The organism is Spiroplasma culicicola AES-1 (assembly GCF_000565175.1).
In the GTDB taxonomy this organism is placed as follows: Bacteria; Bacillota_I; Bacilli_A; order Mycoplasmatales; family Mycoplasmataceae; genus Spiroplasma_A; species Spiroplasma_A culicicola.
Genome location: NZ_CP006681.1, coordinates 627,393 through 643,081, shown reverse-complemented (window position 1 = coordinate 643,081; position 15,689 = coordinate 627,393). Strand labels below are relative to the sequence as shown.

Genomic DNA, 15,689 nt, shown 5'->3' with positions numbered 1-15,689 from the left:
AGAAAGAGATATGAGTAAAATCAAAAATAACAATAAACTTAAATTAGTGGCTTTGAGTTTAATTTTATTAACTATATTATTATCGTTTATTAGATTATATTTATCTGGTACAGGCGAAACAGGTAGATGAAATCAATGGAGTAAGGACGAAGAAGTATATACTTATGCTGGAAGTGACTTTATTTATGTACTTTTATTGTTTTTTAGTTATTTTGGAATTCAATCAGCTGTTATAAGTTTCATATGACTTGTAAGTTCTGTATTAGAAGGAAAACAAGAAAAAAATGATGGAATTTTAACAAATTATCATTCAACTTTAGCAATTGTTGTTTGAAATATTTTATCAATGATAACATTTATTTGTTTTATTTTACCTTCACAAAGTAACTCAATTGATGGTACACAAATTAATGATGCATCATGATGAATATCAAACTTTGCATTATATATTGCAATTCCATTATTTATGTTATTTTATTTTGTTTTTTACTATCAGGGAAGAACAAACCAAGGAATTAAAAATTATTTTTTAAACAAAAAAATATTAAAAGTATTAATATATCCAATAGTTTTTATAATTGTAATAATTTTAAAATCTCAATTACTTTTTATAAGTTATAACAAAAACGTTGAATTTAGTGAAAGTATTAGTTTATGAGTCTATCCATTTTTAAACTTTACAGGATCATATTTAGGAATACATTCAAGTATTATGTTTTTAATAGTTGCATTAATATCAACTATAGTCTTATTAACATTACCAATAGCTTTAATTTCATTAACAAAGAAAATTGATAATTGAAAATTTAAAGGTGAAATTTATAACGAAGATGTTTCTTTAATTAACAGTAATTCAAAGAACTTGATGCAAAAAAAGGATTGAAAAACTGCAAAACAATATTTTAAAATGATTTTTGCAATTGCAAGTAGTGCAATTTTAATTTATACATTATATATATCATTTTCAACATCAGGTTATCTTTCAGAGACTAAGCATTCAAAATATATTAAAACTAGTGATGGACTTGATCCTATTTGAATTGGGGGAAACGTATTAACAGCTTTAAATTTTGCTTTTGGGATGTTTACTTTCCAATCAAATGTGCTTGTTTGTTTATGATTTGTAGTTGTTTTTATTAAAGGAGCAAATGAAAATAAAGGTAAATTTACAAATTACCAATGAAGTTTAGCCATTGCTGGTTATATTACTGTAACTTGTATAATTTTCAATGCAATTTCAATTCCAACATCATTGATGAGTGGAACAATTGATGGTGACCCGTTATCTTCAAAGAATTTTCTATTTTGAATGGTCAATACACTTCTACATGCTATTTTTCCATTATGTATGATTTTCTATTTTGTATTTTGATATACAAAAACTGAATTTGGTACAACAAAACAATTATTTACTAATAAAAAAATTCTTTATATAATTGCATATCCTATATTTTATGCAATATTTATTGTAACTAGAGGAGAAATTTTATACTCAGCTTGAAACCAAAATTATGTTTATGCAGTAAAAACATGAACATGACCTTATCCATTCTTAAATTTAAGAAGTAATGATTGATTGGGGGGCATTCCTGGATATCTTGCAATGATAATTGCAATTTCATTAGTAAGTACTATTTTGGTGGGTTCATGTTCTTTATATAATTGATCAGTGAATCGTTTAGAAGCAAAAAAATCAAAATAAAATTGTTACAAAATAATTAAAAAGTTCCATTTATGGAACTTTTTAATTATAAAATTTTCAATTGATTTTATAACTACCTTATTTTTTGTAGATTTTAATAGCAAAAATATGTATAATTACTTTGGAATGATTTAGATAGGGGCAAATCTAATTATGGGCAAAATCAAAATTTTAAAAAATAATAAGAAATCGAAATTTATGATCAATGCATTGATTATTTTTTCGTTTTTTTATGCTTTATTTGGAGTATTAATGTGAGTTTCTCCAGCAGTTGTTACTTGAAAAAATGGTATACAAATAACACCTGGTTTTGGACAAATTAATACAATTTATGGAGAAGATTATGGATTTATTAAACCATTTTCTTTCTTAGACTTCATTCTATTTGATGAAACTACTGGAAGATTCATCTTTGCGCCAACTTTTACATCAATAATTTATGGACCATTAATTATTGGGGGAGCAATCTTTACAATCATGTTAATTCGTTTAATTATTCACAGTGTTGGATATAAAAATCAAAATAAAAACGGGATTGCAAGAATTGTTAGACCAATTAGAAGTTATCAAATGACAATGGTTTTAGCTTGAATTGGATTTGTAATTCTTGCAATTGGAGCAACAATTTCATTCTTTGCAGCATCACCATATCAAATGGGAGTTGTTTGAGAATTTAATGTTAAAGGTTCAATCAATGCTTGTTCGCAAGAAGTTTTAGAACAAATTGAAAATGGGGGATATTTTAGAAATAAAAAAGAATTATATTGACCAACAATGGCTTGATTCTTTGATGGTTATATTATGACAGCAGAAGATAAAACTTGATTAAAATGAATTTGAATTTTTGTCCCAACAATTATTTTTATTCCATTAATTTTAACTGCTTTTATTGGCACAATTACTGGAGAATGTTCATGATGAACAATTAATTTAGCTGTCTTAAGAGATATTGATGCAACAACTGGTACAAACTTGGCAACTGAATATGATCACGTTGAAGCACCAAGTGTTAAAAAAGTTAAAAAAGAAAAAGAAGCAAAAGTCAAAGCAACAAAAGAACCTAAAATTAAACCTGTTAAAGGACAAAAACAAGATTCATTTAATAAACTTCCAAATAATAATCAATTATTGAATTTCTTTAAATCATTGATTAAACTATTGGAAATGTCAAAAAATACTGAAATCAAATTATACAGTTATGCAAAAAGTCAATTGAATACTTTGCAAGATAAAAAAGCAAAATTTGATTGAGATGAAATTTATGATCAAGCAGAAACTGATTTAGAAAACTTAACAAGAACAGATCAAAAATTTGTTAACTTAATTAAAAATGTAATTGACAATTCACGAGTTAATGTATTTGGCAGATATAAAGATGATGTTGTTACTTTAATTGAAGAATACAGACAAGCAATTAAAGAATGAGATGTTTATGAAGCAGAAGGAATTGTTGAACAAATCTTTACAATTGCTTCAAGAAGAGAAGAATTACTTGCAAAAGTGGGATTCTGTTTAAAAGATCGTCTTGCAAACAACTTCAAACACATTGAAATCAATGACAATATCATTGCAAAATTAAATCAAGCAAAACAAAGTGAAGATTATGATTCATATCGTGAGCTTTGTTTAGAAACAATTGCAAAAATGTCACCGATTAAATCAAAAATCTCAAGTTACGCAGATAAAATAATTTATAATTAATATGATATAGATATATCATTAAAATCATTTCATTATGAAATGATTTTTTTTACAAAAAATGGGAGTGAATGTATGAAGCTAATTGGTGTAAGCGGTTTTATTGGAAGTGGTAAAACTACTTTATTAAATTACATTAAATCAAATCCAAGCGTTAAAGTTATTGAAGCAGATGAAGTTTCAAAAGAAGTAATTAATCTACCTCAAGTAATTGATTTCTTAAAAAAATATATTCCTCAAAGTATTGAAGAAGGAAAAATTAATCGCCAAATTTTACGTGAAAGTGTTTTTTGCAATAATAAGTTAAATGATCAATTTACAAGTATTGTATGACCATTAATCTCAAAAAGAATTCTTGAAATAATTCAATCAATTAAAGAAGAGTACCAAGCAATTGTAGTTGAAGCTGCAATGATTAATGGATTAGATATTAAATTTGATACAACGATTTTATTAAAAAAAGAAGAAGAGAAGCGTATGGATAGTGTTATGATACGTGATAAACGTAATATCAATGAAATCCAATCGATTAGTGAATATCAATTTAATAAATTAAAAGATTATCACTTTGACTATATACTTGAAAATAATAATGATATTGATGTTTTTTATCAAAACATTGATGATTTATTTAAAAAAATATTATAAAAATGCGATTCAGTTAAAGAATCGCATTTTTAAACTATTTAAGATTTTGTCGACTTAAAGTAGGAGATTGATTAAAATATTTTTTATAGCTTTTTGAAAAATGATAATAAGAATTAAACCCAACTTCTAAAGCAACGTCTGTTATTGTTTTTTTGTCTTTTAATATAATATCATTTGCTATTTGTAATCGAGTTTTAATTAAGAAATCAATGGGTGTTATGTTATATAACTGTTTAAAACTTCTAACTAGATGAAATTTACTAATTCCAATTTGTTGACTTAGTTCATCTAAATTTAGATCATAATAGAAATTATCTTCAATGTAGTTTTTTAATTCTTCTTTTCAATTACTTGTATAATTTCTTTTATATTTAATATGTTGACATCGTTTACAAGGGCGATATTTATGTTCAAATCCTTGCTCAGCTGTTTCAAAAACGACACAATTTTTTTGAAGTGGTCGTTTTGAATCACAAGTTGAAAGACACATGATTTTGGTATTAATATTGCCAAAATAAAAGACATCAATAGAATTTGTATTTTTTACTGTGATTTCTTTATATTCCTTATCGGTTATTTTTCTCATATTTTATCCTTCTTCTACAATTGTAAATCGTGAATTTAAATATCTTGGATTTTCAAGTTCATCTGCTAATGCTTTTGCTCCACTAATATAACTTGCAAAACTATTATTTTGTGAATTATATAATGCTTCATCAGTTTTCATAACTTTAACATCACCAATTGGTTCAATATCTTGAAAATCTAAAGCAGGGGACATGAATGTTCAGTTTATTGGACTTGCTTTAAACAAATCTAAAACTTTAGCATGTCCATAAACAGCAGGGATTCATCCTTTTAATTCTTCAGGGAAAGTATTAATGTCTAAGTCAGCAATTCTTGTTCCATCTTTTTGAATTAAAGTAGCTGCACCTCCAGATCACAATACTCTAATATTTAAGTCTGTTGCAATTTTAATTACATTTTTTGCAATAGTTTCAAAATCTTCAACACTATTTGCACCAACTGTTGAAACTATTATATCAACTCCTTGTGCTTGAGTTAATAAATTTTGATAGTTTAATGCGTCTCCCTCAAATTTAATTGTTTCAATTTTTCTATTTGTTAATTCGTTTGATAATCTTGTACCAAGTTTTCCTTGATAACCAATATGTAAAATTTTCATATTATTTCCTCCTATGGTTATATGCTAACACTCTAAAATTTTATTAATATGTCATATATTGCTAATAGAATTGAAAAAACTAGTTCTTAAGAACTAGTTTTTATTTTAAATCAGGTATTTTTGTTTTATCAACTTTAAAATTTTCATCTTTTCTAACTTCTGCTTTTGGTTTAGCAACAGTTTTAGTAGATGTTGTTTTTTTTGCAGTTGAAGGTTGTTTTTTAGTTGAACTTGCTTTAGGACTAATAACTTTTTTTGGTTTATTATTACTATCAATTAAGCCAACTTGTTTTAATGCCTCTTTAACAGCTGATTGAATTAATTCTTGAGTTTCTTCTTCAGTAAAGACTTTTTTGATATCTTCTTCACTAGTTGAAACTTCCTTTTTTATGATTGGCTCATCAACTGAAGATTCCATTACTTGACTAACATTATTAATTTCTTCTTGATCAAATAAATTAGGGGTTTTACTTGATTTATTTGATGTATTTTTGATATCACTTTCATTTAAAAGGTCTAAATCAAGGTCTTTTAAGACTGCAGAAGGCTTATTACCACGTGGTAAGTGTTTGTAATCTTGTTCACCAGTTTTAGAGCGCTCTGGGACCTGATACTCAGGTTCGGGATTATCAAATTGATGTTGGCGTGCTTTTTGAATAACATCGCCCAATCCCCCAGTTGTAGAATTTAAAGTAGGAGAGGGGGTTTCACTTACTGGTGAGGCTCCTCCACCCATCATTTTGGCACGTAAAGCAGCCATTCTATCTGTAATTTCACTTTCTGGAACTGGTATCATGGCATCATCTCCAGCAACTCCCCCAGTTAAATTTACTTTTTCTCTTTCTTGAGCAGCTTTTTGTTTTGCTTTTTCTAAAATATCTCCCAAAGAACCTGGTTGATGTTTTCTTTTTGCAGCAGCAGCTTCAACTTCTTCTTCAGTTTGAGTTCCATGTAAACGTCTAACTTTTGCTCCTAGATCATCTTCTATAGAAGCAACTTTTTTTGTTATATCTTGTAAGTCACAGACATGAATTGTTAAGTGAGTTGGACAAAATTTTGGTGAAAATGCTCCCATATTAGTAATCCTCCATTCATAAAAAATAGTTTTTTATAATAAAAATAAGTAATAAAAAGTACATCAAAGGGTGATGTAAGTTATATTAATAATATCATTTTTTAAAATAGATATAAATACCTTATTAATGTATATTATTATCTAAAAGTGTATATGTACATATGCACTTTTATTTATAACTATTAAGATTTAATTGTTTTTAATAATTCTAAATTACAATCTAAGCACTTTAACCTTACATTCTGTTTAGTAGTAACACGAAAGTCACATCCCTCACATCGATATGCAATTCTTTTATCTTCTTTGATATTAAGCGCTGCGTGATGTTTTAACTTTAAGACTTCTTTATTGAAGTCTAATTTATTGTCAATAATGTGTTTTAAATAATCACTTAATTTAGTAAAAGCAAATCCAAGACCATGACTATTGGTTTTGTCTCCTCTAACAGTTGGTTCAATGTATAAACCTACTGATAAAGCAGTATCGCGAAAGTTTTTGTTATGGCGACCATTATTTTCAGTATCTTTAATGCCTTTTTGGAAGTTATATTGGTGGACCATTTCATGAATTAAAGTTGCAATAATACTGTAATAATCTCCATTTAAACATAAAGTGTAAATTACTATTTGCATGCTATTGTCTTGATCTAAATAACCACTATTTGGCATAAAAGAACCTAAAGTATGCTTCTTTTTAATACGGCGATTATCTTCAACAACAAATTTAACAGGTTTTAAATAGTTTTTAAATAATAGGGCATTTAATTGATTATGAATTAAACGTATTTCAAGGATAAAATCATCAATATTTATAAAATTTTGCATAAGCTAAGCCCCCTATTTCTATCTTTTATGTTTTTGTCATTTTTTGATTATTTCTTCATTTGAGATATGAACATTATCATTTTTCAAATATTTACTTTGACTTCTATTTTTGTCATTAAATTTAATTAATTGATCTGCTGTAAAGATTAATTTCTTACCAAATTTTAATTCAAGATCATAAATAATTTTGCCAATATCATTTAAATTTAAAGTATCATTTAAGTCAATATCTTCAAAACTTAATTGTTTTTTATCTTGAATTGAATCAATTAGATTAGTTAATCTCACACCAACAAGTAAAATTTGTTCTCCATTTCATAATTCATAAAAGCATTCTTTGGCAACTGAATAAATTTTTTCAACATTATTGGTCACCTCATTAATCGTTTCTTGTTTGGTATTGTGTTTTTTACGTTGCTTTAAATCAAATCCCCTATTATTATTTGCATATTTAATAATAATAGCAATAGTTTTTCCCTTTAAAAATCTTTTTCTAGCACGTTGTGAAACTTTTAAACTTAATTCATAAATCATTTCTTCAATTTCTTCAGGATTTGCTGTTGTGTAGTTTAGTGTAAACTCATTTCCAATTGATTTAAGTTCATTTGATTCATGTTCAACATTATCGTCTCCAATTCCATTGGCTCAACTTCATAATGTAAGTCCCCTTTTTCCTAAGAGTTGAATTATGTTATTGACATCACTTAAAGCAAGCTGTTCAATTGTAAAAATATTGTTTTCATTTAAAGTTTTAGTCGTTAAAGGACCAATCATAAACATTCTTTCAACAGGTAAAGGTCATAAAGTTGAACTGATATCTTCAGGTAACAAAATTGAAACTCCGTTTGGTTTATTAAAATCAACACAAGTTTTTGCTAAAAATTTATTTGTACTAATTCCAATTGAACAAGTTAAATTTAATTCTTGATGAATTTTATTTTTAATAGCTTCTGCTAATTTTTTAACTGTCTTATATTTTTTTCATACATGAGTCACATCTAAATAACATTCATCAATTGAAGCAACTTCAATTTTTTTTGTAAAGTTATTATAGATAACATCAAAAACTTTTTGCGAAAAATTAATATATAAACTAAAGTCACTGTTAACTGGAAAAATATCAGGGCAAAGTTCTTTAGCTTTGAACATTGGCATTCCTGCTCTAATTCCAAAACTTCTTGCATTATAGCTTGCAGTTGTAATTATTGCTCGTCTATTTGGTGAAGAGACTACTAAATTTTTATTTTTAAGAGAAGGATCAACTGCCATATGACAACTTGCAAAGAAAGCATCCATGTCTAAAAGAAAAATTACTTTTTTATTTTTCATCATCATAGTTCTCAAAATATTTTCAACAATCGTTAATTAATTTTTGAATATCAAATTGATTTTGATTTTTAAAATTATTTTCTTTTTTTATTCAACATAAGTATTCAATATTTTTTTTCTTATTTCCAAGAATTGGAGAAAAATTAATATCATTAACATAAAGGTTATTTTGACTACAATAATTAATGACACGCTCAATACTTTTTAAATGACCTTCCTTAGAATTTATTTTTCCATTCTTAACATCTTCTTTATCAGATTCAAATTGAGGTTTAATTAAAATTATTCCATCAGTTTGATCATTGACAATATCTTTTAAAGGTAATAATATTTTTTCTACAGAAATAAAACTTACATCACAACAAAAGAAATTAATTTCTTGTTCAAAAAAATTTTTTGTTACATTTCTAAAATTTGTTTTTTCCATTGACTTAACTTTGGGATTACTTCTTAACTTTCAATCAAGTTGATTTGTTCCAACGTCAACTGCATAAACAAAGTTAGCTCCAAAGTGTAAACAACAATCTGTAAATCCCCCAGTTGAACTTCCAATGTCTAAACAAACTTTATTTTCTAAATTTATATTTCAAACTTTAATTGCCTTATCAAGTTTTTTACCTGCCCTACTCACGTATTCTTTTTCTTCAAGTAAAAGAGAAATTTTTATTTTTTCTGGATCAAACATTGTTCCAGGCTTAGTTACTTTTTCATTATTAACAATCACTTTATTATCAATAATAAAACTACGTGCTTTATTGCGATTGTCAACTAATTGCATGTCTAATAAAATTTGATCCAATCTTTTTTTCATTTTAATTTCTCCTTTAAATTATTTTTTTACTTTAAAAATTTCTTTAAGTCTTTGTTTTTGCAAAACAGATTTTTGAGTTTTAAATCTTTTTGTTTTTAATTTTCTAATTCGATTATTTCTTTCTGCATTTTCATACATTAAATTTTCTTGTGCAATTCAATCGCGAATCTTTTTAAATAATTCTGAACCATATGATTTTTCAAATCCTTTTTTTAAATAATTTAATTTTTTCATATAACGTGCACAAGTAATTGCCATTGGTTTAGATAAATTTAATTTACCATAATTTCCCTCATCTAAATTATTTTTAATATCACTTAACTGTTCAAGTTTTTCTTCTTCAGAATCAACAATAATTTCTTGTGCATCTTTTAAAATTGAATTGTCCTTTTCCATAATCTCATCATGAATTTCAGAAAGTCATTCACCTTTTTTTAAATCTTTAGTTTTAATTGGAGCACTTATTAAACGTTTTTCAAAATCAGATAAATCATCATATCTTAAAGGATCAATTGGATCACGTTCTCAAATTTCTGTAACCATTGTCAGTTCTTCATCACTTAAACGTTTGACATTTTCACTATCAAGCTCTTTTATATTTTCAAGTGTTGGCTCAAATTCAGTTGTACTTTCATGGATATATGGTTGAGAAAGTCCTAAAATATTTTTTGGCAATTTTATTGCTTCACCTTTTTTTACATTTTGTTTTTCTGAAGTTTTAAATACTTCTTTTTGTTTTGAATTTCAATTTTCAACTGCTTGATTAATTAAATCAAAATATATTTTTTCTTTTTCAAATTCAATTGGTAAATTATTTTCATCTAATAAAATATCTAACTCTTCTAAAGGTTCATTAAAATCTAAAGGTAAGTTTGCGAGTTTTGTTCTAAATATTTTTTGCTCACCATTTTTTAAAGATTGTGAAGGATCAAAATTATTTATTCGACTTAAATATGCAGCAGCACTATTTGCTTCAAATGAATTTAATTCATTTTTATTTCAACTATGATCTGCTTCAAATTCAACTTCTTTTAAATTATTTTCATATTTAAATCTCTTTTGATAATATTCTTCATCTTCAATATCAATATCAAAATAATCTTCTTCATTTTCGGGGCTTTCATTATTTTGATTTGCTACTTCTAAATCACCTTTTTTATCTTTTTGTCCAGGACTTCATAGTCCTTCTTCTTCAAAGTTTGGAGTATCTAATAATTTCATAGCTTTATCAATTGAATCTCGTTCAAATTCAAAAGCTAATTTTGTGAGTAATTTGTTTTGTTCATCTTGTGCTTTTAAAAGATTAGTTTCTAAATTTTGCTTTGCATTAACAATCATTTCACTAAAAGCAGTTGCAAGTTCTTCACTGTCAATAGTGTCTTCTTCAAGTTGTTGAGCTAACATTTTTCTTTTTTCAACACTATTTAATTGCTCTGCTTCTTGTTCAATCTTTTGGCGGTGTTTACCTTGTTTTTGGGCTAATAATCTTTCAGATTGAGCCATTCTTTTAGCAACACTATCTTCAATTTCAGGTTTAAATTGTTTCTCAGTTTGTCCAGTTGCATTTTTTACTCCAAAATCTAAAGTATAGTAATCTGGTCAATCATACATTGCTTTATTAAATTGATGTAATTCTCTTATTAAAGTCTCTTCACTACCACTTGGGATAACAATTAGTTTATTATATTCTTCTAAAATCTTTTTATCAGTTTGCTCTTTGATGTGTAGAATTTTTTTGATTTCTTTTAAGTTATCAATAAAACCATTAATATTCTTTTGAGATTGTCCTTCTAAAAGCTGATTAATTTCTCTATCTTTTAAGAGTTTATTTAAAAAATAGTTTTTATCTTGTACTTGCCTCATAAATATCACACCTCAAAAAATTTGTCGAGTTAATTATATCAAATAAAAATGACTATTTATTTGATATGAAAGGTAAAAAACCATTGTTTTTAGGCATAAAAGATGAAAATAATTGTACATTTTCATCTTTTTTTGACGATAACAATAATGGGGTGAAAAAAGTGCCAAAAATATTAATGAAAATATCAAATTAAATTCCTTAGTAATGAATCAAAATCAAACAGACAATAGTGTTAAAGTAAAAGATCGCTTATGTGCAACAATGACTTAATAAGAGAGAATTTGATGTAGATAAGGATTATATTTTATTTATAAATTTTATGAAACAAAAGTTTAATGTTGGTTTTGATGAAATAAATATGATTTGAATCTCAACTTTTGACAATGATATAATAAAAATGCAAACAAAACAGTTTGCTAAATTTAACAAATATGTTAAATCTTATAATGAATTTATTGTTAAAAAGGAGAATATTATGCCAAGACTCACAAAAGAATGTGAAAGACTTTATGTTCAACAAAGTACAGAGTTAGTTGAAATTAAAAATAAACTTGCAGATCAAAAGTTAGAAAATTTTGAACTAAAAAAAGATTATCAAGATCAAATTGATGCTCTAAAACTTGAGATTCAAAAACTAAAAAATAATAACAAATAGTTAAATAAAAAGCTTGTAGAATTGATTAATGTCAATTCTACAAGCTTTTTTAAACTTTATTTTTTTGCAATATATTGAAGTATTTTGCTGACATCTAATCCAAGTGAAGAAAGCAAGTTACTTTTTTGCCCTTGTTCAACATTGCGACTTTTTATTGCAATTGGATAAATATCAGTTTTATTTGTTAAATATGAACGAATATTGGCAAATAAATTATTGCGATCAATTACTTGCTCATAAATATACATTTGATTATTAATATGTTTTACCAATAGGTCATGGTCAATTGGATTTAAAAATCGTGCATTAATCAGATTAATTTCTAAATTGTTTTCTTTAATGTGATTGTACAATTCGCCTAAAACAGAACCATAGGCAATAATAGTTTTTTTGTATTCACTATTGTAAATTAATTCATATCATTTACCACTATCAAATGAAATGTATTCTCCAAAATCATAAACCTTTTCTTTTTCATAACGAATAAACATTAATTCACCTTGATTTTGTTTAATTAAATATCCAATATTTTGAACATCATTTTTAGTAAAAGGATGGAAAAGTAAGTGATCTTTAAAGTTTAAAGCTAAACTAACATCATATATTCCATGATGACTAACTCCCCCTTTGTAATTTATACCCGCCCTATCGATTAAAAAGACAATTGGAAGTTTATTTCTTACAATATCATGAACTAATTGGTCAAACATTCTTTGAAAAAATGTCGCATAAACTGAGACATAAACTTTTTTACCAGCTTTTGCAAGACCTGCAGCAATTAGAGCACATAACTCTTCATTAATACCACAATCAATTACTTGATCGGGATATTTTTCTTTTAGATTGCTAAAACTTGAAGTATTTAACATTGCTGGAGAAATTAAATAAGAATTCTCATCAAATATTTTTTCAATTTGTTCAGACACTAATTGTGTATAAGTATCTGTTAAATCATCTTGAGTTGTATGTAAGAAACTCAAAGGTTTTGTACCATTATATTTATTTGCTTTAACAGTTTTGACATGAATTAAAACATGATTTTCAATTTCATCTGCTTTATGCAATATTTTTAATAAACTTTTAATATCATTTCCTTGTTCACAAACTAAATAATCAATATTCAGTGATTGACAATACTTTTCAATATCATTAATACGAATTGCATTTTCACCAATTGCTTGGTCATTGTCATTTAAAATGATGATGTTTTTGTGATCAAGATTTGATAAATTTATAAGTCCAGCATGTGAATATGATCCATAAAATGATGCATCTCCTAAAACGGAGATAATATTTTTTTTAGTTTTGGCTTTACTATATGCATATGCATAAGCTAAAGCAGTTCCACTATGTCCATTTGATATTCAATCAAATTCGCTTTCTTTCATTTCTTGAAAATTTGATATTCCACAATATTGGCCAAGAGTTTTAAAAGTATTTTTACGATTAGTCAATAATTTATAAACATGTGATTGGTGACCAGTGTCAAATAGTATGATTGAATCATCTAAATTATAGTGTGCTAAAAGTGCAACTGTTAATTCAATTACACCAAGACTACTACCAATATGTCCCCCATTTTCATTAGTGTGATTGATTAAAGTTTCTCTAATACTTTCACACAATTCTCCTAAATGCTTTGTATTTTTCTTACCATATATATCTTTAAAGTTTTCAATATTTTCTAATCTCATTTTATATACCTCACCACTAATATTGTATATAAAAGTAGTTTTAATTAACATACATTTATAAAAGAAAAACCCTTATTCTTTCACAAATATTTTAATATTGTGTTTAAAAAAGGGTTTTATTTTTTTATATTTAATCTTAAAGTACTATAATGTCAACTTTTACATTATTTTTGATTGCTTTAGAATAAGGACATACTTGGTCTGCTTCTGCAACAAATTTTGTTGCAGTTTCGTGATCGATATCTTCAATTTTAACTTCTAAAACTACTTGAATTGTAAAACCTGTTTTATCATCTTCAAATAATGACACTTTAGCTGTGATAGTACTTGGATGGACATTATTGTGAAGTTTCATAACTAATTGTAATGCTCCATTAAAACATGAACTATATCCTGCTGCAAATAGTTGTTCTGGATTTGTAGAATTGTTTGTTTTAACTCCAGGTGCTGTTATTTTATATTTAAATGTTTCATCTGGTGATATAACATAACCATCTCTTCCTCCAGTGTTTTTAATTACTGCTTCATAAATTTTTTTCATTTTAATTTCTCCTCTAGTTTTTTTGATTAGTTTTGAAAGAAAATAATATTCCTTCAAAATAGATGCTTATTAATAAAAACACCCCTTGTGTATTACACAATCTTATCTTAGACTATATAATCTAAAAAAGTATTAAAAAAAGATATAAATTATATTAAATTTATATCTTTTTAACTATTTAAAATCTTCAACTTGATTATTTTCAAGTACTTTATTAACTTCACCTTCAATTGTTTCTAAATGTTGTTTTGCTTCTTTAATAATAGCAGTTCCATTTTTAAATAAATCAATTGAATCTTCAATTGAAGTTGAAGGATCATTTAATTTTTTTGAAATTTCTTTAATTTGATCTAAAATTTCTGTAAAGTTTTTGTTTTCCATGTTGTTTAGTCCTCTCTAATGATTTCATCAATGCTTAACTTTAAAGTACCATCAATTAATTTGGCACTCATTGGTTTGGAAGAATCAATATCATTAACTGATTTTAATGTTTTTTTATCTTGCATAATTAATGCAAATCCTTTTAGTAAGGGTCTTGTTGGGTCTAATAAATTTATTAACTCAACTTGTTTTTCTAATTCTTGTTTAATTATTTCTAATTTAGTTTTTAAACTCTTTGCAAAATAATCTTGAAAATTAATTAAATTAATTTTGATATTTCTAATTTTATTTGTAAAAGAACTTCTAAAGCTCTCAATTGTTGAATTTAAATTATTTTGTTCTTTATCTATTTTATTTTTAACTGCAGTATGCAAATTGGTAGTTATATTATTAAAGTTGGTTTTAATATTGTTAATCTTTGTTAACAAGATATTTGCAAAGTTTTGATGAGTACTGTTTAAACTATTGATTAAAACATTTACATCAGGAGTTGCAGCTTCTCCTGCAGCTGTTGGGGTACTTGCTCTTAAATCTGCAACATGATCTGTAAGAGTAATATCTGGTTCATGTCCAACTCCTGAAATAATTGGAATGTCTGAATTTTTAATTGCTTCAATAACTTCAATTTCATTAAATGCTCATAGATCTTCATAACTTCCCCCACCTCTTCCTACAATTAAAGTATCAAGTTGAGGTGAAAAATCATTTGCTTGTTTAATTTTTTTGGAAATATCTTTTGCAGCTCCATCTCCTTGCACTAAGGTTGGAAATAAAAAGATATTTACAATTGGAAAACGTCTTTTCATTGTTGTAATTAAATCTCTAACTGCATCTCCTGTTGCAGCAGTTATAATTCCAATATTTAAAGGTATTTTTTTAATTGACTTTTTAAATTCTTGTGCAAATCAACCCTTAGCTTCATATTCTTTAAAACGTTTGGTATATAATTCTGCAAGAGCACCAATTCCATCAATCTTGACATCAACTACTGTAAAAGTAATTTTTCCTGAGGGTTTATAAAATGAAATTGTCCCTGTTGCAATAATTTCTGTTCCTTCACTTGGATTTAAATCAGTAAATTTTTGTGCATTTGATTTTCAAATAGCACAATCAACTTTACTGTCAGCATCTTTAAGTGAAAAATAAATGTGCCCAGATTTATTGTAAGTTAAATTTGAGATTTCACCTTTTATATTTATATTTTTAAAAGCATTTGATGATTCAAGATGATATTTTAAATTATCACTCAAATCACTTATACTCAAAATTACTGCATCCATG

Annotated in this window: 15 protein-coding genes; 4 read left to right on the top strand and 11 right to left on the bottom strand. The window is 26.0% G+C overall.

Annotated elements, in window-relative coordinates:
• Positions 1 to 10: 10 nt before the first annotated feature.
• The 3 genes from SCULI_RS02980 (at position 11) to coaE (ending at position 4,048) form a co-directional block, all read left to right on the top strand.
• The gene (locus SCULI_RS02980; RefSeq protein WP_025363158.1) at positions 11 to 1,702 is read left to right on the top strand and encodes a Pr6Pr family membrane protein; all 1,692 of its coding nucleotides are present in this window, start codon (positions 11 to 13) and stop codon (positions 1,700 to 1,702) included.
• A 153-nt stretch (positions 1,703 to 1,855) separates the two neighbouring features.
• Entirely contained in the window at positions 1,856 to 3,403 is a 1,548-nt protein-coding gene (locus SCULI_RS02975; protein ID WP_025363157.1) for a hypothetical protein, read from the top strand.
• Positions 3,404 to 3,475: 72 nt separating this feature from the next.
• Entirely contained in the window at positions 3,476 to 4,048 is a 573-nt protein-coding gene (coaE, locus tag SCULI_RS02970; protein ID WP_025363156.1) for a dephospho-CoA kinase, read from the top strand.
• A 34-nt stretch (positions 4,049 to 4,082) separates the two neighbouring features.
• Here the strand turns inward: coaE and SCULI_RS02965 are convergent, their stop codons facing one another.
• The 7 genes from SCULI_RS02965 to SCULI_RS02935 form a co-directional block, all read right to left on the bottom strand.
• Positions 4,083 to 4,634 (bottom strand): AraC family transcriptional regulator, encoded by a 552-nt coding sequence (locus SCULI_RS02965; protein ID WP_025363155.1) that lies wholly within the window; start codon positions 4,632 to 4,634, stop codon positions 4,083 to 4,085.
• 3 nt (positions 4,635 to 4,637) lie between these two features.
• Entirely contained in the window at positions 4,638 to 5,234 is a 597-nt protein-coding gene (locus tag SCULI_RS02960; RefSeq protein ID WP_025363154.1) for an NAD(P)-dependent oxidoreductase, read from the bottom strand.
• A 100-nt stretch (positions 5,235 to 5,334) separates the two neighbouring features.
• Positions 5,335 to 6,309 (bottom strand): hypothetical protein, encoded by a 975-nt coding sequence (locus tag SCULI_RS02955; protein WP_025363153.1) that lies wholly within the window; start codon positions 6,307 to 6,309, stop codon positions 5,335 to 5,337.
• A 182-nt stretch (positions 6,310 to 6,491) separates the two neighbouring features.
• Positions 6,492 to 7,133, bottom strand: coding sequence for a SprT-like domain-containing protein (locus tag SCULI_RS02950; RefSeq protein ID WP_025363152.1), 642 nt, complete (start codon positions 7,131 to 7,133; stop codon positions 6,492 to 6,494).
• Positions 7,134 to 7,151: 18 nt separating this feature from the next.
• Positions 7,152 to 8,462: a DNA polymerase IV gene (gene dinB, locus SCULI_RS02945; RefSeq protein ID WP_025363151.1), complete on the bottom strand. Its 1,311-nt coding sequence runs from the start codon at positions 8,460 to 8,462 to the stop codon at positions 7,152 to 7,154.
• The gene (locus tag SCULI_RS02940) at positions 8,452 to 9,273 is read right to left on the bottom strand and encodes a TlyA family RNA methyltransferase (RefSeq protein ID WP_025363150.1); all 822 of its coding nucleotides are present in this window, start codon (positions 9,271 to 9,273) and stop codon (positions 8,452 to 8,454) included. Before SCULI_RS02940 ends, dinB begins: the two co-directional genes overlap by 11 nt.
• Before the next feature lie 18 nt (positions 9,274 to 9,291).
• A complete protein-coding gene (locus SCULI_RS02935; protein WP_025363149.1) occupies positions 9,292 to 11,136 on the bottom strand; it encodes a hypothetical protein in 1,845 nt (614 codons plus the stop codon).
• A 254-nt stretch (positions 11,137 to 11,390) separates the two neighbouring features.
• Here SCULI_RS02935 and SCULI_RS02930 point away from each other — a divergent pair, with 254 nt between their 5' ends.
• Complete coding sequence (locus tag SCULI_RS02930; protein ID WP_025363148.1) at positions 11,391 to 11,792, top strand: hypothetical protein; 402 nt, start codon at positions 11,391 to 11,393, stop codon at positions 11,790 to 11,792.
• 56 nt (positions 11,793 to 11,848) lie between these two features.
• Here SCULI_RS02930 and SCULI_RS02925 read toward each other — a convergent pair whose 3' ends face one another.
• From SCULI_RS02925 to xseA, 4 genes are all read right to left on the bottom strand, one after another.
• A complete protein-coding gene (locus SCULI_RS02925; RefSeq protein WP_025363147.1) occupies positions 11,849 to 13,486 on the bottom strand; it encodes a 1-deoxy-D-xylulose-5-phosphate synthase N-terminal domain-containing protein in 1,638 nt (545 codons plus the stop codon).
• A gap of 136 nt (positions 13,487 to 13,622) precedes the next feature.
• On the bottom strand, positions 13,623 to 14,027 hold the full coding sequence (locus tag SCULI_RS02920) for an Ohr family peroxiredoxin (protein WP_025363146.1): 405 nt from the start codon (positions 14,025 to 14,027) through the stop codon (positions 13,623 to 13,625).
• A gap of 174 nt (positions 14,028 to 14,201) precedes the next feature.
• On the bottom strand, positions 14,202 to 14,408 hold the full coding sequence (gene xseB / locus SCULI_RS02915; protein ID WP_025363145.1) for an exodeoxyribonuclease VII small subunit: 207 nt from the start codon (positions 14,406 to 14,408) through the stop codon (positions 14,202 to 14,204).
• A 5-nt stretch (positions 14,409 to 14,413) separates the two neighbouring features.
• A complete protein-coding gene (gene xseA, locus SCULI_RS02910) occupies positions 14,414 to 15,688 on the bottom strand; it encodes an exodeoxyribonuclease VII large subunit (RefSeq protein WP_025363144.1) in 1,275 nt (424 codons plus the stop codon).
• Position 15,689 lies beyond the last annotated feature (1 nt).